This is a genomic window from Escherichia sp. E4930, assembly GCF_005845405.1.
Classification (GTDB): domain Bacteria; phylum Pseudomonadota; class Gammaproteobacteria; order Enterobacterales; family Enterobacteriaceae; genus Escherichia.
In genome coordinates this window covers 146,901-172,740 of record NZ_VCDZ01000007.1, presented here as the reverse complement: position 1 = coordinate 172,740, position 25,840 = coordinate 146,901, and the positions used below count along the sequence as shown (strand labels likewise).

Annotated in this window: 28 protein-coding genes and 1 other annotated feature; of the genes, 15 read left to right on the top strand and 13 right to left on the bottom strand. The window is 47.0% G+C overall.

Annotated features, from left to right (window positions below):
- Positions 1-6: 6 nt before the first annotated feature.
- The 7 genes from FFT88_RS11165 (at position 7) to wzzB (ending at position 7,878) form a co-directional block, all read left to right on the top strand.
- Positions 7-1,041, top strand: coding sequence for an EpsG family protein (locus FFT88_RS11165; protein WP_135405017.1), 1,035 nt, complete (start codon positions 7-9; stop codon positions 1,039-1,041).
- Between the two features lie 40 nt (positions 1,042-1,081).
- Positions 1,082-2,134, top strand: a complete 1,053-nt coding sequence (locus tag FFT88_RS11160) for a glycosyltransferase (protein WP_135405020.1) — start codon at positions 1,082-1,084, stop codon at positions 2,132-2,134.
- 16 nt (positions 2,135-2,150) lie between these two features.
- Positions 2,151-2,960, top strand: coding sequence for a glycosyltransferase family 2 protein (locus tag FFT88_RS11155; RefSeq protein WP_167851619.1), 810 nt, complete (start codon positions 2,151-2,153; stop codon positions 2,958-2,960).
- The gene (locus FFT88_RS11150; RefSeq protein ID WP_135405025.1) at positions 2,961-3,851 is read left to right on the top strand and encodes a glycosyltransferase; all 891 of its coding nucleotides are present in this window, start codon (positions 2,961-2,963) and stop codon (positions 3,849-3,851) included.
- Positions 3,852-3,933: 82 nt separating this feature from the next.
- The gene (gene gndA, locus FFT88_RS11145) at positions 3,934-5,340 is read left to right on the top strand and encodes an NADP-dependent phosphogluconate dehydrogenase (RefSeq protein ID WP_135405028.1); all 1,407 of its coding nucleotides are present in this window, start codon (positions 3,934-3,936) and stop codon (positions 5,338-5,340) included.
- 246 nt (positions 5,341-5,586) lie between these two features.
- Positions 5,587-6,753 carry a UDP-glucose 6-dehydrogenase gene (ugd, locus tag FFT88_RS11140; protein WP_130257591.1) on the top strand — a complete coding sequence of 389 codons (1,167 nt, stop codon included), beginning with the start codon at positions 5,587-5,589 and terminating at the stop codon, positions 6,751-6,753.
- A 144-nt stretch (positions 6,754-6,897) separates the two neighbouring features.
- Entirely contained in the window at positions 6,898-7,878 is a 981-nt protein-coding gene (gene wzzB / locus FFT88_RS11135; protein WP_135405210.1) for an LPS O-antigen chain length determinant protein WzzB, read from the top strand.
- Positions 7,879-8,060: 182 nt separating this feature from the next.
- Here the strand turns inward: wzzB and hisIE are convergent, their stop codons facing one another.
- From hisIE to hisL, 9 genes are all read right to left on the bottom strand, one after another.
- Positions 8,061-8,672 carry a bifunctional phosphoribosyl-AMP cyclohydrolase/phosphoribosyl-ATP diphosphatase HisIE gene (hisIE, locus tag FFT88_RS11130; RefSeq protein WP_135405030.1) on the bottom strand — a complete coding sequence of 204 codons (612 nt, stop codon included), beginning with the start codon at positions 8,670-8,672 and terminating at the stop codon, positions 8,061-8,063.
- Positions 8,666-9,442, bottom strand: coding sequence for an imidazole glycerol phosphate synthase subunit HisF (hisF, locus tag FFT88_RS11125; protein ID WP_135405032.1), 777 nt, complete (start codon positions 9,440-9,442; stop codon positions 8,666-8,668). The genes hisIE and hisF overlap by 7 nt, the downstream gene beginning before the upstream one ends.
- On the bottom strand, positions 9,424-10,161 hold the full coding sequence (gene hisA / locus FFT88_RS11120; protein ID WP_135405035.1) for a 1-(5-phosphoribosyl)-5-[(5-phosphoribosylamino)methylideneamino]imidazole-4-carboxamide isomerase: 738 nt from the start codon (positions 10,159-10,161) through the stop codon (positions 9,424-9,426). Before hisA ends, hisF begins: the two co-directional genes overlap by 19 nt.
- Positions 10,161-10,751 (bottom strand): imidazole glycerol phosphate synthase subunit HisH, encoded by a 591-nt coding sequence (gene hisH, locus FFT88_RS11115; protein WP_096842980.1) that lies wholly within the window; start codon positions 10,749-10,751, stop codon positions 10,161-10,163. The genes hisA and hisH overlap by 1 nt, the downstream gene beginning before the upstream one ends.
- Positions 10,751-11,818 (bottom strand): bifunctional histidinol-phosphatase/imidazoleglycerol-phosphate dehydratase HisB, encoded by a 1,068-nt coding sequence (gene hisB / locus FFT88_RS11110; protein WP_135405037.1) that lies wholly within the window; start codon positions 11,816-11,818, stop codon positions 10,751-10,753. The genes hisH and hisB overlap by 1 nt, the downstream gene beginning before the upstream one ends.
- Positions 11,818-12,888, bottom strand: a complete 1,071-nt coding sequence (gene hisC, locus FFT88_RS11105) for a histidinol-phosphate transaminase (protein ID WP_135405040.1) — start codon at positions 12,886-12,888, stop codon at positions 11,818-11,820. The genes hisB and hisC overlap by 1 nt, the downstream gene beginning before the upstream one ends.
- The gene (hisD, locus tag FFT88_RS11100) at positions 12,885-14,189 is read right to left on the bottom strand and encodes a histidinol dehydrogenase (RefSeq protein WP_135405043.1); all 1,305 of its coding nucleotides are present in this window, start codon (positions 14,187-14,189) and stop codon (positions 12,885-12,887) included. Before hisD ends, hisC begins: the two co-directional genes overlap by 4 nt.
- A gap of 5 nt (positions 14,190-14,194) precedes the next feature.
- Positions 14,195-15,094, bottom strand: a complete 900-nt coding sequence (gene hisG, locus FFT88_RS11095) for an ATP phosphoribosyltransferase (protein WP_000131780.1) — start codon at positions 15,092-15,094, stop codon at positions 14,195-14,197.
- Between the two features lie 46 nt (positions 15,095-15,140).
- Positions 15,141-15,264 (bottom strand) — a sequence feature (His leader region).
- The gene (hisL, locus tag FFT88_RS11090) at positions 15,240-15,290 is read right to left on the bottom strand and encodes a his operon leader peptide (protein WP_001364200.1); all 51 of its coding nucleotides are present in this window, start codon (positions 15,288-15,290) and stop codon (positions 15,240-15,242) included. Its footprint overlaps the feature before it by 25 nt.
- A 433-nt stretch (positions 15,291-15,723) precedes the next feature.
- On the opposite strand from hisL, the gene FFT88_RS11085 reads away from it, so the two are divergent.
- The 4 genes from FFT88_RS11085 (at position 15,724) to plaP (ending at position 19,148) form a co-directional block, all read left to right on the top strand.
- A complete protein-coding gene (locus FFT88_RS11085) occupies positions 15,724-16,548 on the top strand; it encodes an SDR family oxidoreductase (RefSeq protein ID WP_135405045.1) in 825 nt (274 codons plus the stop codon).
- Positions 16,549-16,593: 45 nt separating this feature from the next.
- Positions 16,594-17,523 (top strand): LysR substrate-binding domain-containing protein, encoded by a 930-nt coding sequence (locus FFT88_RS11080; protein ID WP_135405048.1) that lies wholly within the window; start codon positions 16,594-16,596, stop codon positions 17,521-17,523.
- A 214-nt stretch (positions 17,524-17,737) separates the two neighbouring features.
- Positions 17,738-17,800 (top strand): membrane protein YoeI, encoded by a 63-nt coding sequence (gene yoeI, locus FFT88_RS11075; RefSeq protein WP_010723108.1) that lies wholly within the window; start codon positions 17,738-17,740, stop codon positions 17,798-17,800.
- Positions 17,790-19,148: a putrescine/proton symporter PlaP gene (plaP, locus tag FFT88_RS11070; RefSeq protein ID WP_000019197.1), complete on the top strand. Its 1,359-nt coding sequence runs from the start codon at positions 17,790-17,792 to the stop codon at positions 19,146-19,148. Before yoeI ends, plaP begins: the two co-directional genes overlap by 11 nt.
- Before the next feature lie 73 nt (positions 19,149-19,221).
- Here the strand turns inward: plaP and sbcB are convergent, their stop codons facing one another.
- Positions 19,222-20,646, bottom strand: coding sequence for an exodeoxyribonuclease I (gene sbcB, locus FFT88_RS11065; protein WP_135405051.1), 1,425 nt, complete (start codon positions 20,644-20,646; stop codon positions 19,222-19,224).
- 211 nt (positions 20,647-20,857) lie between these two features.
- Between sbcB and dacD the strand changes: the two genes are divergently transcribed.
- From dacD to FFT88_RS11045, 4 genes are all read left to right on the top strand, one after another.
- Positions 20,858-22,024: a serine-type D-Ala-D-Ala carboxypeptidase DacD gene (gene dacD / locus FFT88_RS11060; RefSeq protein WP_135405054.1), complete on the top strand. Its 1,167-nt coding sequence runs from the start codon at positions 20,858-20,860 to the stop codon at positions 22,022-22,024.
- A 118-nt stretch (positions 22,025-22,142) separates the two neighbouring features.
- Positions 22,143-22,616, top strand: coding sequence for a DNA gyrase inhibitor SbmC (gene sbmC / locus FFT88_RS11055; RefSeq protein ID WP_130216383.1), 474 nt, complete (start codon positions 22,143-22,145; stop codon positions 22,614-22,616).
- A gap of 201 nt (positions 22,617-22,817) precedes the next feature.
- On the top strand, positions 22,818-23,876 hold the full coding sequence (locus FFT88_RS11050) for an FUSC family protein (protein ID WP_135405056.1): 1,059 nt from the start codon (positions 22,818-22,820) through the stop codon (positions 23,874-23,876).
- A 171-nt stretch (positions 23,877-24,047) separates the two neighbouring features.
- A complete protein-coding gene (locus FFT88_RS11045; protein WP_000450409.1) occupies positions 24,048-24,377 on the top strand; it encodes a DUF496 family protein in 330 nt (109 codons plus the stop codon).
- A gap of 108 nt (positions 24,378-24,485) precedes the next feature.
- On the opposite strand, the gene FFT88_RS11040 is transcribed toward FFT88_RS11045, so the two are convergent.
- Genes FFT88_RS11040 through pduT form a run of 3 tightly spaced genes read right to left on the bottom strand, consistent with a single transcriptional unit; the run spans position 24,486 to position 25,838 of the window.
- Positions 24,486-24,929: a EutP/PduV family microcompartment system protein gene (locus tag FFT88_RS11040; protein WP_135405058.1), complete on the bottom strand. Its 444-nt coding sequence runs from the start codon at positions 24,927-24,929 to the stop codon at positions 24,486-24,488.
- A gap of 4 nt (positions 24,930-24,933) precedes the next feature.
- On the bottom strand, positions 24,934-25,284 hold the full coding sequence (gene pduU, locus FFT88_RS11035) for a propanediol utilization microcompartment protein PduU (RefSeq protein WP_130216389.1): 351 nt from the start codon (positions 25,282-25,284) through the stop codon (positions 24,934-24,936).
- Complete coding sequence (pduT, locus tag FFT88_RS11030; RefSeq protein ID WP_130257601.1) at positions 25,284-25,838, bottom strand: propanediol utilization microcompartment protein PduT; 555 nt, start codon at positions 25,836-25,838, stop codon at positions 25,284-25,286. Before pduT ends, pduU begins: the two co-directional genes overlap by 1 nt.
- Positions 25,839-25,840: the final 2 nt, after the last annotated feature.

Below are 25,840 nucleotides of genomic sequence, written 5' to 3'. Positions count from 1 at the left end.
GATGAAATGTATTTTATCTATTTTATAGCTTTGTCTCTTTCTGCCGTTAGTGATATTTTCTTTCTTAAGAATAGAGCGTATAAAAATCTGTTATACATTTTTTGTATTTTTTGGTTAATTGTACTAGCTTCAACGCGTGAGCATGTGGGAATTGATTGGAAAGCATATGAGAGTATGTTTTACAATCAAAATGAGTTAATCTCACAAAATATTGAAATTGGATATATATACATCAATAATATCTTAAAAGGGTTAAGCTTTAATGTCCTTTTATTATTAGTTGCCTCTTTGTCTTTTTTATTCATCAGTATATTTACATATGAATTTGTTTTCTATAAGTTGATTTTTTTGCTAGTTTATTTTTCAGATTTGTTTTTTTATTTAAATTTGAGTGGAATGCGACAAGGCATTGCCTTAGCATTAACGCTGTTTTCGACTTTTTTTATAGTAAGAAAAAAATTTGTCTGCTTCGTTATAACAATAATTATTGCTTGCTTGTTTCATAAGACAGCAATATTTTTCATTCTTGCTTATTTTGTTCAATATTTTAAAGCCTCGTTCAGGAATATTCTTCTAGGAGCGATTTTTTCATTAGCTATTTCAACTTTATTCTTAGGCATAACTGATGTTGCATTACAACTCGGCTATTTTCGTGATATTAAGCTGTATACTGATCAATCATATAATGACATTTACACTTTGGGAGATTATATAATCGGTGGTATTAAACGCATAATGCCATTATTGCTACTGTTATCTGTTGTTAGGTTAAAAAATCTTGAATCAAATATTTTTGTAAAATTATATCTTGTTGGTTTACTGTGTTACTTCGCTTTATATCAGTCTTTTCCAGATGTTGCTGTTAGACTGAGTTTATATTTTCTGGTTTTTGATGCTATAATATATAATTATATATTTGTTTATTGCAAGAAAAATCGCATGAAAATGGCTTATATGTTGGTTGTATTTATTTTAACAGCATATAAAGTCTACGGATATGCAACATTGGATGGGTATGATTACCAAAATATTATTTGGTAATATTTGTTAATTTTACCTAAAAAAGTGGGTGAAAAAACTGATGAGCGAAAGTAAGAGAATGAATATTTCAATTATAGTCCTTAATGTTTGTGATTTAGGAGGAATTGAACGCAGTTCATTTACCTTAGCAAAAAATCTTAGAAAAGCTGGCCATAATGTCGAACTGGTATCATTATATGAAAATAATGAGGTTGCGTTGAATAGCACTGAGCGCTATAGAGTATTGAAAGGATCTAACGAATTTGTAAAGTTAAAAAAATATATCAATACATTGGATGAATCCACAATAATAATATCAGCCTATGATAGATTATCATTTATCATTAGTTTGATTTTTTTCTTTTCAAATAAAAAAAATAAACTAATAGCTCATCAACATGCTGATTATTTTGCTCATTCTTTAAAGGTAAGGTTTTTACGTAAGATTGCATATAAAATTGGATGTGATGCAATAGTATGTCTGACAAACGTAGATTTCAAACTATATAAAAAGTGGCACAAAAAATGTTATATCATCCCAAATATTTTAGATACGGATTTTATCACGAATGAGATTCATAATGATTTCTCAACGCGTGAGACCGACTTTTTAGCCGGAGGAAGATTACATCCTATAAAAAGATTTGAAGATTTTATCAAACTTCACGATGATCTAACTAAAAAAAACAGTTTGATTTTTAAATTGTTCGGTCATGGGAGCGACTATCAGCGACTTTGTAACATATCTTCATCGGCTCATAAAGTAATTCAGGGTTCAACAAAGAAAATGTTTGTTGAGATGCAAAATTCAAAATTTTTTATTGTTACATCACACAGGGAAAGTTTTTCCATGGTCATTGTGGAGGCAATGGCAGCAGGATGTATAGTAATTAGCTACAGTTGTCCAACAGGCCCTGGGGAAATTATTACTGATGGATATGATGGTTATTTAATACCTGATGGAGATTATTCATCTCTTTATAAAAAATGTAGTGAACTGCTTCAAAATGAACAAGAATTAATTCAAGTCAGTGAGAATGCTAAAATAACTGCACAAAAATATTGGCCTGAAAATGTTATAAAAAAGTGGGACTTATTATTCCTAAATTTGTGAAATAGGTGGTGTTACTGTGTGTGAAATAAGTGTAATAATTCCAGCCTATAACGCTGAGTATACTATTTCTGAAGCTTTGAATTCTGTATGTGGACAACATGGTGACTTCGTTAAAGAGATTATTGTCGTGGATGATGGTTCCTCAGATAATACTTCAACCATTGTTATAGGGTTTTCAGAGAAATATCCTTCATTAATTAAGTTAATAAAAAAAAACAATGAGGGTGTAGCTTCAGCCCGTAATGAAGGAGTAAAATATGCAACTGGAACATTTATTGCTTTCCTAGATGCTGATGATGTTTGGTATCCAGATAAACTTCAAAAACAAATGAAGTTTATTAATGAACATAATTTTTCATTAGTGGGTGGAGGATTTAATGGTATTTACAATGGAAGTAATAAAGATGATGGTTATATTGAAATTTCTTTTAAGATGCAATTGTTTAAACAATATTTCCAACCATCAACAGTATTATTTAAACGAGACGTATTATTGAAAGTTCCTGGTTTTGTAGCAGGAAGAAGATATTGCGAAGATGCATTATTTTTCTCTCAAGTTTGCTACCATTTCCGCTGTGCGGTATTGACGAGCGATCTTATTAAATATGGTGACGATAAACACCCTTATGCATCAGGAAAAGGACTTGGAAGTCATCTTTGGCAAATGGAAAAAGGTGAATTAAAAAATTTTTATATTCTTTTGAAAGATAGAAAACTTGAATATAAAGAATATTTGTTTTTTTCAGGCTATTCTTTGCTGAAGTTCTGTCGTCGCATAATAATTAAGTACTTTATATACTATCCAAAAAATTTCCTGGGGCTTTGAATGCAAAGTAAAGTATTGGTGTTGATGGCCGCTTATAATGGCAATAAATGGATTGTTGAACAAATTGAGTCAATTTTAAACCAAGAAGATGTGGACGTTTCCATTTGCGTAAGTGTTGATAAGTCATCAGATGGTACGGAAAGAATTATTCATAATCTTTCATTAAAGTATAATAATATATCGTATTTACCATTTGGAGAAGTATTTGGCGGAGCAGCAAAAAATTTTTTTCGATTAATTCTTGAGACCGATATTCAAAAGTTTGATTATATAGCTTTTGCTGATCAAGATGATATATGGTTTGCTGATAAATTAAGGCGGGCTGTTAGTGTATTAAATGAATATGATTTTTACTCTAGTAATGTGACTGCATTTTGGAACGATGGGCGTAAAATTGATGTAATTAAATCACAGCCAATGGTGAAATATGATTATGTATTTGAAGCAGGTGGGCCAGGTTGTACTTATGTTATAAGAAAAGATGTTTTCTTTAAATTAAAATATTTTATAGAAAATAATAAAGATCAAGTATTGTCGTTATATCTTCATGATTGGTTTGTTTACGCTTTTGCACGCAGTAATAATTTCACATGGTTCATTGACGATAGATCTAGTATGCTCTACCGTCAACATGAAAATAACCAAGTTGGTGCTAATAATAGTCTGAAATCATTTCTCAAGAGATTTAAGCTAATACAAAAGAAGTGGTATCGTACTGAGATCCAAAAATTAATCACAGTATTATCTTTACGTGATGATCCTTTTCTTAATAAGGCTCTTTACAATGGCTACTTCGGTAATTTATATCTTGCTGTTAATATTGCTAAACTGAGACGGCGAAAGCGTGATAGATTCTTACTAATGTTTGCTCTACTAATTAACATTTTTTGACCTTTAACTAAAATAGATTTAGCGACTAGTATAACGTTATACTACTTTGGCTACTTATTTTGACCCCTGACAGGAGTAAACAATGTCAAAGCAACAGATCGGCGTCGTCGGTATGGCAGTGATGGGACGCAACCTTGCGCTCAACATCGAAAGCCGTGGTTATACCGTCTCTATTTTCAACCGTTCTCGTGAAAAGACGGAAGAAGTGATTGCCGAAAATCCAGGCAAGAAACTGGTTCCTTACTATACGGTGAAAGAGTTTGTTGAATCTCTGGAAACGCCTCGTCGCATCCTGTTAATGGTGAAAGCAGGTGCAGGCACGGATGCTGCTATTGATTCCCTGAAACCATATCTCGATAAAGGCGATATCATCATTGATGGTGGTAATACCTTCTTCCAGGACACCATTCGTCGTAACCGCGAGCTTTCTGCAGAAGGCTTTAACTTCATCGGTACGGGTGTTTCCGGTGGTGAAGAGGGCGCGCTGAAAGGACCTTCTATCATGCCTGGTGGGCAGAAAGAAGCCTATGAACTGGTTGCACCTATCCTGACCAAAATCGCCGCCGTGGCTGAAGATGGCGAACCGTGCGTTACCTATATAGGTGCCGATGGCGCAGGTCACTATGTGAAGATGGTTCACAACGGTATTGAATACGGTGATATGCAACTGATTGCTGAAGCCTATTCTCTGCTGAAAGGTGGTCTGAATCTCTCTAACGAAGAACTGGCACAAACCTTTACCGAGTGGAATAACGGTGAACTGAGCAGCTACCTGATCGACATCACTAAAGACATCTTCACCAAAAAAGATGAAGACGGTAACTACCTAGTTGATGTGATCCTGGATGAAGCAGCAAACAAAGGTACGGGTAAATGGACCAGTCAGAGCGCGCTGGATCTCGGTGAGCCACTGTCGCTGATTACTGAGTCTGTGTTTGCACGCTACATCTCTTCACTGAAAGATCAGCGCGTGGCTGCGTCTAAAGTACTGTCGGGTCCGCAAACGCAGCCAGCAGGCGACAAAGCAGAGTTTATCGAAAAAGTTCGCCGTGCGCTTTATCTGGGTAAGATTGTTTCTTACGCGCAGGGCTTCTCGCAGCTACGTGCGGCGTCTGAAGAGTACAACTGGGATCTGAATTATGGTGAAATAGCGAAGATCTTCCGTGCCGGTTGCATCATTCGTGCTCAGTTCCTGCAGAAAATCACAGATGCTTACGCCGAAAATCCGAAGATTGCTAACCTGCTGTTAGCCCCGTACTTTAAGAAAATTGCCGACGATTACCAGCAAGCTCTGCGTGATGTTGTTGCTTATGCGGTGCAGAACGGTATTCCAGTACCTACCTTCTCTGCAGCGGTTGCTTATTATGACAGCTATCGTGCCGCAGTACTGCCTGCAAACTTGATCCAGGCACAGCGTGACTATTTCGGTGCGCATACCTATAAGCGCATTGATAAAGAAGGTGTATTCCACACGGAATGGCTGGATTAATCTGATTTAATCATTATTAAACTAAGGCCCGGCATTTATCGCCGGGCTTTTTTTTTGCTATCAATCTTATTGATTTAATTTCATTGCTTAATACTAACTTAATAAATAGCAGCTATTCTTATAAAGAAAATCTGAAATGTTTTTCGTTTCGTTGACCAGACATCATCGTGGCGTTAAAACTTTTAACTCTTATCAGGGTGCTAAAAACATCATGATTCATAGTTAAGTTAATTCTGAGAGCATGAAATGAAAATTACCATTTCCGGAACCGGTTATGTTGGCCTGTCTAATGGGCTATTAATCGCACAAAATCATAACGTTGTAGCATTAGATATTTTACCATCTCGCGTTGCAATGCTAAATGATCGGATATCTCCTATTGTTGATAAAGAAATTCAGCAATTTTTGCAATCAGACAAAATACGTTTTAATGCCACGTTAGATAAAAAAGAAGCCTACCGGAATGCTGATTATGTAATCATCGCAACCCCGACCGACTATGATCCTAAAACCAATTATTTCAATACATCCAGTGTAGAATCAGTAATTAAAGATGTTACAGAAATAAACCCTCATGCAGTAATGATTATTAAGTCCACGGTTCCGGTAGGTTTTACGGCCGCGATGCAAAAAAAATTCAAGACAGAGAACATCATCTTCTCCCCTGAATTCCTCCGAGAAGGCAAAGCCCTTTACGATAACCTTCATCCTTCCCGTATTGTGATAGGCGAACGTTCTGAACGTGCACAGCGTTTTGCCGCGTTATTACAGCAAGGGGCGGTTAAACAAAATATCCCGACTCTGTTTACTGATTCAACAGAAGCAGAGGCTATTAAACTTTTTGCCAATACTTACCTTGCAATGCGCGTGGCGTACTTTAACGAGCTGGACAGTTATGCAGAAAGCCTGGGATTGAACACCCGTCAAATCATTGAAGGTGTTTGTCTTGATCCTCGTATCGGCAATCATTACAACAATCCATCATTTGGTTACGGTGGTTACTGTTTGCCGAAAGATACCAAGCAGCTTCTGGCAAATTACCAGTCTGTGCCAAATAACATCATTTCTGCCATCGTTGAAGCTAACCGTACCCGCAAAGACTTTATTGCCGATGCTATCTTGTCGCGTAAACCAAAAGTCGTAGGGATATATCGCCTAATTATGAAGAGCGGTTCAGATAACTTTCGTGCGTCTTCCATTCAGGGGATCATGAAGCGTATCAAAGCTAAGGGGGTAGAAGTGATTATCTATGAACCGGTAATGAAGGAAGAAATGTTTTTCAATTCACGTCTGGAACGTGATCTCGCGACTTTTAAGCAACAGGCTGATGTCATTATCTCTAATCGAATGTCAGAAGAGCTTAAAGATGCAGCAGACAAGGTCTACACCCGCGATCTTTTCGGTAGCGACTAACTATCTGTAATCAGATGATTTTTGGCGGTAGTTGGTATCTATGTTCATGTAACAATTCATTATATTTATTGTTTATCCTATGGCATTCATACGGATTATCGCTAAACTATGGCGACCTGAAATTTTCCGTCTGTTAGGGTAATGATGAAAGTTGAAAATAATAATATTTCTGGGCACAACAATGACCCGGAACAGATTGATTTAATTGATTTACTGGTACAACTGTGGCGCGGGAAGATGACCATTATCGCCACAGTCATTGTGGCTATCGTGTTGGCTATTGGATACCTGGCAGTAGCGAAAGAGCAATGGACATCAACAGCCATTGTCACTCAGCCTGATGTGGGGCAAATTGCCGGCTATAACAACGCCATGAATGTAATTTATGGCCAGGCTGCGCCAAAAGTAGCTGATTTACAGGAGGCGTTGATTGGGCGCTTCAGTTCTGCTTTTTCTGCATTAGCGGAAACGCTGGATAATCAGGAAGAACGCGAAAAACTGACTATCGAGCCTGCTGTTAAAAACCAGCCGTTACCGTTAGCTGTTTCTTATGTCGGGCACACTGCGGAGGATGCACAGAAAAAGCTGGCTGAATACATTCAACAAGTTGATGACCGAGTGAATGAAGAGCTGGAGAAAGACCTGAAGGATAATATCGCTTTGGGTATGAAAACCTTGCAGGACTCCCTGAAAACTCAGGAAGTGGTGGCTCAAGAGCAAAAAACGCTGCGTATCCGCCAGATTCAGGAAGCGTTGCAGTATGCGAATCAGGCGCAGGTAACAAAGCCGCAGATTCAGCAGACTGGTGAAAATATTACTCAGGATACGTTGCTTTTATTAGGTAGCGAAGCACTGGAGTCGATGATTAAGCACGAAGCGACTCGTCCGCTTGTGTTCTCGCCAAACTATTATCAGACTCGTCAAAACCTGCTGGATATCGAAAGCTTAAAGGTAGATGATCTTGATATTCATGCTTACCGCTATGTGATGAAACCCTCGTTACCCATTCGTCGCGATAGCCCGAAGAAAGCAATTACCTTGATTCTGGCTGTACTGCTGGGCGGCATGGTTGGCGCGGGAATTGTGCTGGGGCGTAATGCGCTGCGTAATTACAACGCGAAATAGTCTTTTCAGCTTTAAATAAAAAGGGCAGGGTGGTGACACCTTGCCCTTTTTTGTTGCTGGATGCGATGCTGGCGCATCTTATTCAGCCTACGTGTGCAGAGCGAATAGTAGGCCCGATAAACTTGCGCATCGGGCAATGGCTCCGGAAGCGACAACAACATCGCATCCGCTTACCCCGCAACTCACTGATGCCGTTTACGCAGGTTCTCAATTACCGTCGTTAAGTCCAGCTCCTGATCCTGCAATAGCACCAGCAGGTGATACATCAAATCCGATGCCTCGTTGGTCAGTTCAAAGCGGTCATTTACCGTTGCTGCCAGTGCAGTTTCCACCCCTTCTTCACCCACTTTCTGTGCAATACGTTTGGTGCCGCTGGCATACAGTTTGGCGGTATAGGAGGTTTCCGGGTCGGCAGATTTACGTTCGGCGAGCAGTTGTTCCAGTTGATACAGGAACAGCCACTGGTGAGCGGTGTCGCCGAAGCAGCTGCTGGTGCCTTTGTGGCAGGTGGGGCCGATGGGATTCGCCAGCACCAGTAAAGTGTCGTTGTCGCAGTCCGGCGCAATGCTTACTACGTTGAGGAAATTGCCGGACGTTTCGCCTTTGGTCCACAGTCGCTGTTTAGTGCGCGAGAAGAAGGTGACTTTGCCGCTTTCGATGGTTTTGTCTAAGGCTTCCGGGTTCATGTAGCCCAGCATTAACACTTCGCCGGATACCGCGTGTTGCACAATCACCGGCATCAGTCCGTCGGTTTTTTCCCAGTCCAGTTCGCGGCGTTGTTGTTCTGTTAACATATCCTGATCTCCACGCCCTGTGTTGCCAGGTACGCTTTTAATTCACCAATATTGATTATTTGTTTGTGGAATACCGAAGCTGCCAGCGCGCCGTCAACGTCGGCATCGCGGAAGGCTTCAAGGAAGTGCTCCATAGTGCCTGCGCCGCCGGAGGCAATCAGCGGAACGTGGCAGACTTCACGCACTTTTCTCAGTTGTTCGAGGTCGTAACCGTTACGCACGCCGTCCTGATTCATCATGTTGAGGACGATTTCTCCGGCACCGCGTTTTTGCACTTCCTCTACCCAGTCGAGTGTTTCCCACTGAGTGACGCGGGTGCGGCTTTCATCGCCGGTATATTGATTCACATGATATTTACCGGTTTCGGCGTCGTACCAGGTATCAATGCCGACCACAATACACTGCACGCCAAAGCGATCCGCCAGGCGAGTAATTAATGTTGGGTCTGCCAGCGCAGGGGAGTTGATGGAAATTTTATCCGCGCCAAAGGAAAGAATTTTCGCGGCATCTTCCAGAGACTTAATCCCACCCGCCACACAAAACGGAATGTCGATTACTTCCGCCACGCGAGATACCCAGCTTTTATCTACTACACGGCCATCGCTGGAAGCGGTGATATCATAGAACACCAGTTCGTCTGCACCTTCTTCGGCGTAGCGTTTTGCCAGCGGCACGATATTGCCAATGATTTCATGGTTGCGAAACTGTACGCCTTTCACCACCTGACCATCACGAACGTCGAGACACGGAATTATGCGTTTTGCCAGCATGCGATGGCCTCCTTCACGGTGAATTTACCTTCCAGTAATGCACGACCAACTATTACGCCGCGTACGCCAGTACCACGCAGGGCAGCGACATCATCAATGTCACCAATGCCGCCAGAGGACTGAAATGCCACCTGCGGGTATCTGGCGCACACTTCTTCATATAAAGAGACGTTAGAGCCTGCCAGCGTGCCGTCGCGCGAGATATCGGTACACAGCACATGTTTCAGGCCAACGGGCAGATAGGTTTCCACCAGTTGTTCCAGTGAAACGCCCGAGTTCTCTTGCCAGCCGCTGACTGCCACATGCTTGTTGCCTTGCTCGTCAATGCGTACATCCAGCGCCAGCACTAAGGCATCCGCACCGAAACGTTCAAACCAGCCTTTCACCATTTCTGGTGATTTCACCGCGGTGGAGCCAACCACCACGCGCGCAACGCCTGCTTCCAGTAACGCTGCCACATCTTCTTCGCTACGCACGCCGCCGCCAACCTGCACCGGTACGTTAACGCCCGCCACCAGGGTTTTAATCAGCGGGATTTGACGTTTTGCCGGATCTTTTGCCCCGGTCAGATCCACCAGGTGCAACACTTCGGCACCCTGTGCGGCGTAATCCTGTAAGCGCGGCAGCGGGTCGTTACCGTAATCGCGTTGTTTGCCGTAATCGCCCTGATGGAGACGCACCACAGTGCCGTCGATTAAATCTAATGCCGGAATAATCATCACATCTCCAGGAAGTTTTTCAGCAACTTAGCGCCAGCGGCACCAGAACGCTCCGGGTGGAACTGCACGCCATAGAAGTTATCTTTTTGTACCGCCGCGGTGAACGGTTCGCCGTAATTACACTGGGCGATGGTCCACGGATTGACCGGCATTGCGTAGCTGTGAACAAAGTAAAAGTACGCGCCGTCTTCAATCCCCTGAAACAGGCGGTTTCCTGCCTGCGGGTAAACGCGGTTCCAGCCCATATGCGGCAGTGGAAGACCAAAGTCGGTCATTTTCGGCACGTCTTCGTCGATGATGCCCAGCAAGTCGACGCCGTTGCTCTCTTCGCTGCGCCGCCCCAGCAGCTGCATCCCTAAGCAGATGCCCAGCACCGGTTGGGTACAGGCTTTGATGAGTTCAAACAGCTCGCGTTCACGCACCTGATCCATCGCTGCTTGCGCAGTGCCAACGCCGGGCAAAAACAGTTTATCGGCCAGCAACACCACGTCCGGGTCACGGCTGACTTTTGGTTCATAACCGTGACGTGCAATGGCCGACTTCACCGAGTTCAGGTTGGCGCAGCCGGTATCCAGGATCACCACGTTCATCACAGCACTCCTTTTGACGAGGGCAGGGTGTCGCCTTCCACGCGGATGGCCTGGCGCAGGGTGCGACCAAAGGCTTTGAACAGGCTCTCTACACGGTGGTGATCGTTTTTACCTTTGGTTTTCAGGTGGAGCGTCACGCCCATCGTGTATGAGAGCGAACGGAAGAAGTGTTCGATCATTTCGGTGCTGAGATCGCCCACGCGCTGGTAGGTAAACTCGGCTTTATATTCCAGGTGCGGGCGACCAGAGATATCCAGCGCGCAGCGGGCAAGGCATTCGTCCATCGGCAGCACAAAACCAAAGCGGCAAATACCGCGTTTGTCGCCAAGAGCAATTTTTAACGCTTCGCCCAGTGCCAGACCGGTATCTTCGACGGTGTGGTGATCATCGATATAGAGATCGCCTTTGACGTTGATTTCCAAGCGGAAACCGCCGTGGGTAGCGATCTGATCCAGCATGTGATCAAAGAAGCCAACGCCAGTGTTAATTTTGCTGCCGCCTTCGCGATCCAGCCACACCTGAACGTCAATCTGCGTCTCTTTGGTGTTACGTACTACGTGAGCGTAACGATCTCGTTTAGTGAGCTGCTCGCCAATCATTGACCAGTTCAGGGTTTCGCGGTCGTAGCGTAAGCCATTAATGCCCATGTTTTCCGCCAGTTGAATGTCGGTCGCGCGATCGCCAATTACATAACTGTTGGCACGGTCCATCGCTTGCTCAGCCAGATAACGCTCCACCAGTTTTACTTTCGGCTTACGGCAGTCGCACTCATCTGCGGGCAGGTGCGGGCAAATCAGCACTTCATCAAACTGCACGCCTTGCGAGGTGAAGATCTGCATCATCAGGTTGTGCGGGCCATCGAAATCCGCCTGCGGGAAACTTTGTGTTCCAAGACCATCCTGATTGGTGATCATCACCAGCTTGTAGCCCGCTTTTTGCAGCTTCAGCAGCTCCGGGATCACACCCGGTTCAAAGGCGAGTTTGTCAAAACGGTCCACCTGAAAATCACTCGGCGGTTCGCTAATCAGGGTTCCATCGCGATCGATAAAAAGATACTTCTGACTCATCAAACTTGCTCCGCACGTAAGGCGTCAATGACGCGCTGGCTTTCTTCACGGGTTCCGACGGTAATTCGCAGGCAGCCGCTTAAAGAGGGTTGTTTATTCTGATCACGTAAGATAATGCCCTGATCCCACAAAGATTTAAACACTGCGCTGGAGGCTTTAAAGCGCGCCAGAATGTAGTTGGTTTCGGAGTCGAAAACCTGCTCTACGCAGGGGATCTCTTTCAGTGCGGCAATCAGGTATTCACGTTCAGCAATAATTTGCGCCACTCGTTCGCGCATGGCGACGATTCCCTGCGGGCTTAACGCCTGGGCCGCAATGTCGGCAACCGGCGTCGAGAGCGGGTAGGGGGCGATCACTTTCATTAGCAGGTTGATGACTTCTTCGTTTGCCAGCGTAAAACCGCAACGAAGGCCCGCCAGAGCAAAAGCTTTTGACAGTGTGCGCAAAATAGCCAGGTGCGGATATTCCGCCAGCCAGCCAGCTAACGATGCCTGCGGGCAAAACTCGATATAAGCTTCATCGGCAACTACAATCGCCTTACCGCGGGTTAACTCCAGCAGGGTGCGAAAATCCTGCGGATTGATCAGTTGCCCGGTCGGGTTGTTGGGGCTGCAAACATAGACCACTTTTACGCCGTCCAGCTTGTCGGAAATGCCCTGTAAGTTCAGTTGCCAGTTGTCCAGCGTCGGCACTGTGCGGCACTCGACGCCAATAGTTTCGGCGCTGACACTGTACATGCCGTACGTTGGCGGGCAGTAGAGGATGGCGTCTCTACCTGGTTCGCAAAAAGCGCGAATCAGTAGTTCAATACCTTCGTCCGCGCCACGGCTGACCAGCACCTGCTCCGGCTTTACGCCTGCATATTGCGCGTAATTTTCAATCACCGCTTTCGGCTGACATTCCGGATAGCGGTTGAGCGTTTGCTGAGTGAGCTGAAACTCCACGGCTGTGGGATATTCGTTGGCGTTCAGCCAGACATCGCCGTTACCGCCCAGACGACGCGCTGACTGATACGGCGTCAGGTTGCGGACGTTTTCACGCGCTAAATCGGTAATAGTCACGGTGCTCATGCTTGCTCCTTAAGGGCGTTAACACGCAAAGTAACGGCATTTTTGTGGGCGGTCAGGCGCTCGGCGGCGGCCAGTGTTTCAATGGTTGCAGCCAGCGCGGAGAACCCTTCTTTCGACAGTTCCTGCACGGTCATGCGCTTCTGGAAATCCGCCAGCCCGAGGCTGGAACAGGTGGCGGTGTAACCGTAAGTCGGCAGCACGTGGTTGGTGCCGGAGGCGTAATCACCTGCCGATTCCGGTGACCAGTCACCAAGAAATACCGAACCGGCGCTGGTGATGCTATCGACCAGTTCGCGGGCGTTGCGGGTCTGAATGATCAGGTGCTCCGGGCCGTACTGGTTGGAGATCTCTACGCACTGCGCTAAATCGTTGGTCACGATCAGGCGGCTGGCGCTCAGTGCCTGACGTGCGGTTTCAGCTCTCGGCAGTTCTGCCAGCTGGCGTTCGACAGCTTCGGCAACGCGACGCGCCATATCAGCATCGGGCGTCAGTAAAATCACCTGTGAGTCCGGGCCGTGTTCAGCCTGGGAGAGCAAATCAGAAGCCACGAAATCCGGCGTAGCGCCGCTGTCGGCAATGACCAGCACTTCCGACGGGCCTGCGGGCATATCGATCGCCGCACCGTCAAGACGCTGGCTTACCTGGCGTTTTGCCTCGGTGACAAAGGCGTTACCCGGCCCGAAGATTTTGTCCACTTTCGGCACAGATTCCGTACCAAACGCCAGTGCGGCAATGGCCTGTGCGCCGCCGACGTTAAACACGTCCTGTACACCGCACAGCTGTGCCGCGTAAAGGATCTCATCGGCAATCGGCGGCGGTGAGCACAGCACCACTTTTTTACAGCCCGCAATACGCGCCGGAGTTGCCAGCATTAATACCGTTGAGAAAAGCGGGGCGGAGCCGCCAGGAATATACAACCCAACTGAAGCGACCGGGCGCGTGACCTGCTGGCAACGCACGCCTGGCTGCGTTTCTACATCTACCGGCGGCAGTTTTTGCGCAGTGTGGAAGGTTTCAATATTCTTTACTGCCACCGCCATCGCCTGTTTTAGCTCGTCGCTCAGGCGTTCGCTGGCGGCGGCGATCTCCTCAGCAGACACCTTCAGTGCGGTAACCGTGGTTTTATCAAACTTCGCGCTGTATTCCCGCAGGGCGTCATCACCGCGTGCTTTCACGCTATCGAGAATATCGTTAACAGTGCGGGTAATGCTTTCAGAAGCGGAGATCGCCGGGCGCATTAACAGCTGGCGTTGTTGCTCCGCAGTACAGCTATTCCAGTCAATGATTGTGTTAAAGCTCATGGCGATCACTCCATCATCTTCTCAATCGGCAGGACCAGGATTGAACTGGCACCCAGCGCTTTCAGTTTTTCCATCGTTTCCCAGAACAGGGTTTCGCTACTGACCATGTGCATCGCTACGCGCTGTTGATCACCCGCCAGCGGTAGAATAGTTGGGCGTTCGGCACCTGGCAGCAGGGCGATGACGTCATCCAGACGTTCGGTCGGTGCGTGCATCATGATGTATTTTGATTCGCGCGCCTGGATCACACCCTGAATACGGGTCAGCAGTTTGTCGATCAGTTGCTGTTTGGATTCTTCCATTTCGCCATCGCGTTGGATCAGGCAGGCTTTCGAGCGGTAGATAACTTCGACTTCGCGCAGGCCGTTAGCTTCCAGCGTGGCACCGGTGGAAACCAGATCGCAAATCGCATCCGCAAGTCCGGCACGCGGGGCGACTTCAACAGAACCGTTCAGTAAGCAGGATTTAAAAGAGATGCCTTTCTGGTCGAGATAACGCTTGAGCAGGTGAGGATAAGAGGTGGCGATACGTTTACCGTTTAAGGAGAGCGGGCCGTCCCAGGCTTCATCAACCGGCGTTGCCAGCGAAAGACGGCAGCCGCCGAAATCCAGACGACGCAGGGTAAAGTAGCGTGGATCTTCACCCTGGGCGCGGCGGTTAAGCAGCTCTTCTTCCAGCACGTTTTCGCCGATAATCCCAAGATCTACCACGCCGTCCATTACCAGACCGGGAATGTCGTCGTCACGCACGCGCAGAATATCAATCGGCATGTTTTCAGCCATTGCGATCAGGCGCTGAGTGTGAAGATTAATTTTTATGCCACAGCGCGCCAGCAATTCGCGTGAGTCATCACTTAAACGTCCTGATTTCTGCATAGCTATGCGTAAACGAGTGTTGTCTGTCATTTTGTTATTCCTCTTTAAACCTGTCTGAACCGTTATCAACCGCGCAATAAAAAAGCCCCCGGAAGGTGATCTTCCGGGGGCTTTCTCATGCGTTCATGCACCACTGGAAGATCTGAATGTCTTCCAGCACACATCGCCTGAAAGACTAGTCAGGATGATGGTGATGATGGTGGTGTTTAAATTGAACGCGTGTCATAAAATTCTCTGTGAATGTTTATTCAACTGATGTCTTTTAACCTAAACCACTTTCACGTTAGAAAGCAAGGGCTTTTTTATATATTTTGTGGCGAGGGATTTGTTTAATGAATGAGCGGGGAAAGGAGGAGGCTAAGAGTGAGTACTTTAAAAAAGTAATCGTGAAAACATGTCTTTAAAACCCTCAAGAACATTGTGTTCTGTAACTAAAGCGGGCTTTGTTCATGCCGGATGCGGCGTGAACGCCTTATCCGGTCAACAAATGTTGCGTAAATTCAATATATTGATGTTTTTGTAGGCCTGATAAGCGGAGCGCATCAGACAATTGTATAATTCTATATTTGCTAACAGTTTCGATTCATTCATAGAATGAATTGTCAGTTTTGATACGCTGGCGTAGCCTTATAGATCTAAGGTGTATCAGGAGAAAACGGATGAAAAAGGTCGCAATTGTCGGGTTAGGGTGGTTAGGCATGCCGCTGGCGATGTCACTTTCAGCGAAAGGCTGGCAAGTCACCGGGAGTAAAACTACACAAGATGGCGTAGAAGCGGCCCAAATGAGTGGCATTGATAGCTATCTGCTTCGCATGGAGCCCGATTTAGTTTGCGACTCTGACGATCTGGATGCCCTGATGGATGCCGATGCGCTGGTGATTACGCTTCCGGCACGCCGCAGCGGCCCCGGCGATGAGTTCTATTTACAAGCAGTGCAGGAGCTGGTGGATAGCGCGCTGGCTCATCGTATTCCCCGCATTATTTTTACCTGCTCAACGTCTGTCTATGGCGACGCACAAGGCACGGTGAAAGAAACCACCCCGCGTAATCCGCTGACCCATAGTGGACGAGTGTTAAAAGAGCTGGAAGACTGGCTGCACAATTTACCCGGTACTTCGGTTGATATTTTGCGTCTTGCGGGTCTGGTCGGGCCTGGGCGTCATCCCGGACGCTTCTTTGCCGGAAAAACCGCGCCTGATGGTGAACATGGTGTGAATTTAGTTCACCTGGAAGATGTTATTGGCGCTATCACTCTGTTGTTACAGGCACCTAAAGGCGGACACATCTATAATATATGTGCGCCAGCTCACCCTGCGCGCAATGTTTTCTATCCGCAGATGGCCCGTTTACTGGGGCTGGAGCCTCCGCAGTTCAGAAATAGCCTGGACAGCGGCAAAGGTAAAATTATTGATGGTAGTCGGATCTGTAATGAACTGGGATTTGAATACCAGTATCCCGATCCGCTGGTAATGCCGCTGGAGTAAACCATCACGCCAGCAGGACGCCGCATACACTGCAAGGGGGCGTGTATGAAACCACTGCTGGATGTGTTGATGATCCTCGATGCCTTAGAAAAAGAGGGCAGTTTTGCGGCGGCGTCGGCCAAACTCTATAAGACGCCGTCCGCTCTGAGTTACACCGTTCACAAGCTGGAAAGCGACCTTAATATTCAATTGCTTGATCGTAGCGGTCACCGCGCTAAATTTACCCGTACCGGAAAGATGTTATTAGAGAAAGGGCGGGAAGTTCTCCACACTGTCCATGAGCTGGAAAAACAAGCGATCAAACTCCATGAAGGCTGGGAAAACGAACTGGTGATTGGTGTTGATGATACCTTTCCCTTTTCACTGCTTGCACCACTTATTGAAGCCTTTTATCAACATCACAACGTCACGCGCCTGAAGTTTATCAATGGCGTTCTGGGCGGTTCCTGGGAGGCCCTGACCCAGGGCAGGGCCGATATTATTGTTGGCGCGATGCATGAACCTCCATCTTCCAGCGAATATGGTTTCTCGCGGTTGGGCGATCTGGAGCAAGTTTTCGCGATTGCACCTCATCATCCGCTAGCTCTGGAAGAGGAACCGCTAAATCGCCGTATCATTAAACGCTATCGGGCGATTATCGTGGGTGATACTGCGCAGGCAGGTGCATCTACGGCATCACAACTTCTCGACGAACAAGAGGCCATTACCGTATTTGATTTTAAAACCAAACTGGAATTACAAATCAGCGGTCTTGGTTGCGGTTATTTACCGCGCTATCTGGCGCAACGTTTTCTCGATAGTGGTGCGTTAATTGAGAAGACAGTGGTTGCGCAATCCCTCTTTGAACCCGTATGGATTGGATGGAATGAACAAACCGCAGGGCTTGCCAGTGCGTGGTGGCGTGATGAGATTTTAGCAAATAGTGCTATTGCTGGTGTTTATGCAAAATATGATGACGGAAAATCAGCCATTTAAATAAAAAATTATATGACAAGCCTCTCATTCTCTTGTCATTTACCCCCCATTTAGGCACAATGCGCCGCTGTCAAAAAATGACTAAAAACCGACGTTTCATCCGCGTCGGTTATTTTTTGCTTCAAACCAATCATTCATACCAAGAGGCCGGGCTTCGTACCGGATAGATATTTACTAAAAATCGACAGTTGTTGTCGCTGAGGAATCCAAAAAAATGGGGCAATTTTTTGCTTACGCGACGGTTATCACCGTAAAGGAGAATGACCATGTCGCATAACGTTACTCCAAACACCTCTCGCGTGGAATTGCGTAAAACGCTTACGTTAGTTCCGGTTGTAATGATGGGTCTTGCCTATATGCAGCCGATGACGCTGTTTGATACTTTTGGTATCGTTTCAGGCCTCACGGATGGTCATGTGCCGACAGCCTATGCGTTCGCATTGATTGCGATCCTGTTTACGGCTCTGAGCTACGGGAAGCTGGTTCGTCGCTATCCTTCTGCTGGCTCTGCATACACTTACGCCCAGAAATCCATTAGCCCGACGGTTGGCTTTATGGTGGGTTGGTCTTCTCTGCTCGACTATCTGTTCGCGCCGATGATCAACATTCTGCTGGCGAAAATCTATTTTGAAGCTCTGGTGCCTTCTATCCCATCGTGGATGTTTGTGGTGGCGCTGGTGGCCTTTATGACCGCCTTTAACCTGCGTAGTCTGAAATCCGTAGCGAACTTCAACACCGTAATCGTGGTGTTGCAGGTAGTGCTGATCGCGGTGATTCTGGGCATGGTTGTGTATGGCGTATTTGAAGGTGAAGGCGCTGGTACGCTGGCGAGCACGCGTCCGTTCTGGTCCGGTGATGCGCATGTCATCCCGATGATTACCGGTGCGACGATTCTGTGCTTCTCCTTTACCGGCTTTGACGGCATCAGCAACTTGTCGGAAGAAACCAAAGATGCAGAGCGCGTGATCCCGCGTGCGATTTTCCTGACCGCGCTGATTGGCGGCATGATCTTCATCTTTGCAACTTACTTCCTGCAACTGTACTTCCCGGATATCTCTCGCTTTAAAGATCCGGATGCGTCACAGCCTGAAATCATGCTGTACGTTGCGGGCAAAGCGTTCCAGGTTGGCGCGCTGATCTTCTCCACCATTACCGTACTGGCGTCCGGTATGGCGGCGCACGCAGGCGTAGCGCGTCTGATGTACGTAATGGGTCGTGACGGCGTGTTCCCGAAAAGCTTCTTCGGTTATGTACACCCGAAATGGCGTACTCCGGCGATGAACATTATCCTGGTTGGCGCGATTGCTCTGCTGGCAATCAACTTTGACCTGGTAATGGCAACGGCGCTGATTAACTTTGGTGCGCTGGTGGCGTTCACCTTCGTTAACCTGTCGGTTATCTCTCAGTTCTGGATCCGTGAGAAGCGTAACAAGACGCTGAAAGATCACTTCCAGTATCTGTTCCTGCCGATGTGTGGTGCGCTGACTGTAGGTGCGCTGTGGGTTAACCTGGAAGAAAGCTCAATGGTTCTGGGTCTGATCTGGGCGGCTATCGGTCTGATTTACCTGGCTTGCGTGACTAAGAGTTTCCGTAACCCGGTTCCGCAGTACGAAGACGTTGCATAATCTTTAAAGCCGGATGACATAATCATCCGGTAAATCTAAAAAAGCCGGAGTTTATCGCTCCGGTTTTTTTATTTCAGACGATCTCTTCCGCGTACTGCCAAAGCGCTTTTAACAGCGCTACTTTCTCTTTGTCATCGGCATATTGTTGTGCCAGCATCTGCAATTCATCAGCATAACCTTGCAAAAATTCTGCGGTGAAGACCTGACGGCGGTGCTCCAGCCAGCGTTGCTGCTCGGCGTAATCCAGCGTCCCCGGGAAGTTACGCGCCCGATAATTGAACAACAGTTTCTCAATACGTTTATCGACAAAGGTGATATCCAGTGCCGGTAAATTACGCGGCTCGGTTTCCAGGACAATTTTCATTGCTGCGCGATCGGCGTCACTGAAAAAGCCATTATAGAGCTGTGCATCGACGTTATCTGAAGGTGTAAATGGTTCGGCTTCAGCAAATATCGCAACCACTTTTTCGCGGACTTGCGGGTTTTCACGCAGAATTTTCAGGTTATCGAGACAATGCTGACGATTAATTCCTAACCTGTCGGCATCTTCCGGGCGCAGCGTATTCGCCTGCGCCAGCACTGGGCATTTATTGATATGCACCAGCTTAACCGGGACTGCGGCGTTATCGCCCAGATCGGCCTTTGCGGTGTACAGACGCTCGCGTAGCGTGTCGCTGTCCAGCTCCAGGAGTGGCGAGATATCTCCCGCCAAATCCACCATAATCACGGCATTGCGATTTTCAGGATGCCACGCCAGTGGCGCCACCCAGCTGGTATTGCCGCGCCATGCGCCAAACATACCGGAAACATGTACCAGCGGTTTCATCTGCGGCACATCAATCAACGCCGTCAGTTTGTGCTTATTACGATGGGTAAAGAGATAATCAAACAGGCGTGGTTGACGTGTTTTCACCAACTTTGCCATCGCAATAGTGGCGTACACATCGGCCATCGCATCGTGGGCGTTGCTATGTTCAATACCATTAGCTTTGGTTAAATGTTCAAGTCGAAAGCTCGGTAAACCATCTTCATTTTCAGGCCAGTTAATCCCCTCCGGGCGCAGGGCATAACAGGCACGCATCACGTCAAGCAGATCCCAGCGAGAGTTATCATGCTGCCAACTCCAGGCATAGGGATCGTAAAAATTACGATAAAAGATATTGCGCGTAACTTCGTCGTCAAAACGCACATTGTTGTAACCAAGAATACAGGTCTTTGGTATGGTAAAAAGCGAGTGAATACGGGTGGCAAAGGCAGCTTCGTTTTCCCCTTTTGCACGCGCTTCCTGTGGAGTGATGCCGGTGATTAACACCGCCCCTGGCTGGGGTAAATAATCGTCCGCAGGCTTACAGTAAAAGACTTCAGGTTCACCGATAATATTGAATTCGCTATCAGTACGAATGGCGGCAAACTGCGCAGGGCGATCTAACGCGGGGTGCGTGCCAAAGGTTTCGTAATCATGAAACAAAAAGGTAGATTGTTGCTTACCGTCATTCATCGTTAGGTTAAATCCGTTATTTCTGTTGTATGCCAGAGTATCAAATATCACCGTGCTAATCAGCTTTAGAGCGATATTTTGGCTGCGTGTGGAAACAGATAATGTCAGATTAAAATGAGATAAATGTCACATTTTCTTGCACTTTATTCCAGCCAGTTCATCAGGATTTCCGTAAAAAGAACAGCTATTGGAAACACCTGAGGATTTGCTGTTGAAACGCCGTCTTATTATTGCTGCTTCTTTGTTCGTTTTTAATTTATCGTCTGGTTTTGCGGCGGAAAATATTCCCTTTTCACCCCAACCTCCGGAGATTCATGCGGGATCATGGGTTTTGATGGATTACACAACCGGACAGATCCTCACGGCGGGTAATGAGCACCAACAACGTAACCCTGCCAGCCTGACTAAGCTAATGACGGGCTATGTCGTCGATCGCGCTATCGATAGCCATCGCATAACACCAGACGATATTGTCACTGTGGGACGCGATGCGTGGGCGAAAGATAATCCTGTTTTTGTCGGCTCTTCACTGATGTTTTTGAAAGAGGGCGATCGTGTTTCGGTACGTGATTTAAGCCGTGGATTAATTGTGGATTCCGGCAATGACGCCTGTGTGGCGCTTGCGGATTATATTGCCGGGGGGCAACGGCAGTTCGTCACAATGATGAACAATTACGCTGAAAAGTTGCATTTACAGGATACCCATTTTGAAACGGTTCACGGTCTGGATGCGCCGGGCCAGCATAGCTCAGCCTATGATTTAGCCGTGCTTTCTCGCGCCATCATCCACGGCGAACCTGAGTTTTACCATATGTACAGCGAAAAAAGCCTTACCTGGAACGGCATCACCCAGCAAAACCGAAACGGGCTATTGTGGGATAAAACCATGAACGTTGACGGCCTGAAAACCGGGCATACATCCGGGGCCGGGTTTAATCTCATTGCTTCGGCGGTGGATGGGCAACGCCGTCTCATTGCAGTGGTAATGGGGGCCGACAGCGCAAAAGCTCGCGAAGAAGAGGCTAGAAAATTACTGCGTTGGGGGCAGCAAAACTTTACTACGGTGCAAATTTTGCACCGTGGGAAAAAAGTCGGTACGGAACGCATCTGGTATGGTGATAAAGAAAACATTGCACTGGGAACGGAACAAGAGTTCTGGATGGTGCTGCCGAAAGCGGAGATCCCTAATATCAAAGCAAAATATACCCTTGATGGTAAAGAACTAACTGCGCCAATTGCTGCTCACAAGCGGGTAGGGGAAATTGAGCTGTACGACCGCGATAAATTGGTTGCGCATTGGCCATTGGTTACCCTGGAGTCTGTCGGTGAAGGCGATATGTTTTCCAGGTTGAGCGATTATTTCCACCATAAATCCTGACCTTTATTTAGCGCCGACTGGCAGGAGTGCGAGTCTGCTCGCATAATCAACACTCATTCCTTGTGGTATTTACATTGCAAAATACACTGTACAAAAAAACAGTGTATGTGGAGGCGTCATGAACTACGAGATTAAGCAGGAAGATAAACGTACCGTTGCAGGTTTCCATCTCGTTGGCCCGTGGGAACAAACGGTAAAAAAAGGTTTTGAGCAGTTGATGATGTGGGTAGACAACAAAAAAGTTGTGCCTAAGGAATGGATCGCCGTCTATTACGATAACCCAGATGAAACACCTGCCGAAAAGTTACGTTGTGACACGGTGGTTTCCCTGGAGAACAACTTCACTCTACCGGAAAACAGTGAAGGCGTGATCCTGACGGAAATCTCCGGTGGGCAATATGCGGTTGCCGTTGCTCGCGTAGAAGGCGATGATTTTTCTACGCCATGGTATCAGTTTTTTAATACTCTCTTGCAAGACAGTGCTTATCAGATGTCACCTAAGCCCTGTTTCGAAGTTTATCTTAATAATGGAGCGGAAGACGGCTATTGGGATATTGAAATGTATGTCGCAGTGCAGCCGAAAATGGGTTAATGCTGGTGCAACAACAGGGTGTTAACCTGATTGCTTCGCTGTTTTTCGTCATGTAAAAGGGTAAAATTGACCTTCAGACTTCTGATAATCCTTCGGGAATGTTCCTGATTACTTTTTGTAAGTCGGCTGGACACTTGGTTTAGTGTCTGGCCGCGGTAATCGTTCTGAGTTAACTTCATCCTTATTTAACGGAGTTCCAGCGTGCGAGCTGATAAGTGCCTTAGTCCGTTTGAAATTCGTGTGTACCGTCATTACCGTATCGTGCATGGTACTCGCGTCGCACTAGCATTCCTGCTGACTTTTCTCATTATTCGCCTGTTTACTATCCCGGAAAGCACCTGGCCACTGGTTACTATGGTGGTGATCATGGGGCCTATCTCGTTTTGGGGTAACGTCGTCCCTCGAGCATTCGAACGTATTGGCGGTACGGTGTTCGGCTCGATTTTAGGTCTTATAGCCCTGCAACTGGAGTTAATTTCGTTACCTCTGATGTTGGTCTGGTGCGCGGCGGCGATGTTCCTTTGCGGTTGGTTGGCGCTGGGCAAGAAACCTTATCAAGGCTTATTGATTGGTGTGACGCTGGCGATTGTTGTTGGTTCCCCGACAGGTGAAATTGATACGGCATTATGGCGAAGCGGCGATGTGATCCTCGGCTCCCTACTGGCAATGGTTTTTACTGGCATCTGGCCGCAGCGAGCTTTCATCCACTGGCGTATTCAACTGGCGAAAAGCCTTACCGAATATAACCGTGTCTACCAATCAGCATTTTCACCGAACCTACTGGAACGTCCGCATCTGGAAAGCCATCTGCAAAAACTCCTGGCTGATGCCGTGAAAATGCGTGGGCTGATTGCACCCGCCAGCAAAGAAACCCGTATTCCAAAATCGATATATGAAGGTATCCAGACGATTAACCGTAATCTGGTTTGTATGCTGGAGCTGCAAATCAATGCTTACTGGGCCACGAGGCCTAGTCATTTCGTGCTACTGAATGCGCAAAAACTGCGCGACACACAGCAAATGATGCAGCAAATAGTGCTGACTCTTGTTCATGCCCTGTACGAAGGTAATCCACAGCCGGTTTTTGCTAATACAGAAAAATTGAACGATGCTGTGGAAGAGTTGCGCCAGTTGCTCGCTAATCATCATGATCTGAAAGTCGTTGAGACGCCGATTTATGGCTATGTATGGCTAAACATGGAAACGGCGCATCAACTGGAGTTGCTGTCAAATCTGATTTGTCGGGCTTTGCGCAAATAAATTCCGACCTTCAGAATCAAATTGCTGCTGCTTCGATTCAGCAAGGATAAAGGGTATGATAGTGAATAGGGATAAAAGCATTGTCATCTGCGGCAGCTATGAGTAATGTTGGCCCTAACGAATAGCGGTTGCTTAAACGAATCCGACTCTCACATTATCAGGGGTATAAAAATGGAAACTACCAAGCCTTCATTCCAGGACGTGCTGGAATTTGTTCGTCTGTTCCGCCGTAAGAACAAGCTGCAACGTGAAATCCAGGACGTTGAGAAAAAGATCCGTGACAACCAGAAACGCGTCCTGCTGCTCGACAACCTGAGCGACTACATCAAACCTGGTATGAGCGTTGAAGCAATTCAGGGCATCATCGCCAGCATGAAAGGCGACTATGAAGATCGTGTTGATGATTACATCATAAAAAATGCTGAGCTCTCCAAAGAACGCCGCGATATCTCCAAAAAGCTGAAAGCTATGGGCGAAATGAAAAACGGCGAAGCGAAGTAATTTCTACTTTATTCAATGAGGATTGCCGGGCAATCCTCATTGTTCATTGATTCTTTTCTCCGTGTCGTAAGTCATCATCCCATCTCATAACATATTGAAATTTCTGGCTTAATGACTGCCTTCTTCTGTATGCAACAAGGCAAGAAGTTCTGCACCCCCGATGTTATTTACCGCACTGGTCACTAACACCTTTCGTGCTCCAGCTTCCCGTAGCCAGCATTTCACCAAAGATATCTGTTCTTCACTGGCTAAATCCACTTTGGTGACTACCCCAATGACCGGGCGATTCATTGACGTGGTAAAGCCTGGCGAAAAAGGGGACCACGGCGCGTCCGCATTAAGCACCAGCGCGATAATGTCTGCTTCACAGGCGCTGACCAGCAGCGCACTGTAAAGACTGCGGTTTTCGAGGTATTCCCCGGGAGTGTCAATGGTGGCCGGTGACCAGACGATGGCCTGCGTTTTCTGATACTGAATATTCTCCCCGCGCAGGCATTGCGTGAGTGACGTTTTTCCGCACTGGCTGGGTCCGATGAGCATCATACGTTGCATCGAGTCAGGTCCGGGTAATGGGGCAGGCGGTAAAGCGCATCATTTCGCCCAGCGTTCGGGTAACCTGGCTAAGTGCATATTCGATAGCAGAAACATCGCCAGTCAGAACTACCGCGCCGGTAAAACGATCAAGAAAACCAATCTCTACAGCGCCTGATTTTGTAGCGATATCACATGCGATGATAGATGCTTCGCTGGGGGTAATCGTCAGAATGCCAATAGCGGAAACGGTGTCCGGTAAGCCTAATTTTTTAAACAGATCCTTTCCAGGATTTGCAATAACATGTGCCAGCGTGACCTGTTTACCGGGGACATATTCCTGAATCATTCGTTCAGTCGTGTGCTGAGGTGACATTATCCCTCCACCATCTGACGCCACATGGCTTCATGCGGACGGGCAATTACTGAGCGATAGACCAACAAACCTTTTTCCCCCGCTCGCTCGCTGGCGACAGATACCGCGTTATTAACATCAGAAATATCGCCTGCCACTACCATGTAGCATTTACCGCCAATACCAAAGGCCATATGTACCCGTACGAGCGTGACGTTTGCCGCTTTCACTGCACAATCGGCAGCGTCAATGCAGGCCGCTACACTCCAGGTTTCGACTACACCGACAGCCCGTCGCTGGTCAACATGGTTCAGACCGCTGATTGCGGGCAGGATAGTGGGATGAATATTAGGAAGGACCAGACTGTCGACCAGCATTTCACCTGCAAGGGAAGCGCCGCTGTTGATGGCTTGCTGTACTGCACCGACATCGCCGCCGAGCATCAGCAGAAATTTACCGGGGCAAAGCGTTTTGCTGACCAGTAATTCAACGTTGGCACTTTTCAGCATGGCATCGCCGGTTTCCATCCCTTTCGCGATACTACTAAGTTCTAAAATACCTACCGCTTTCGACATGA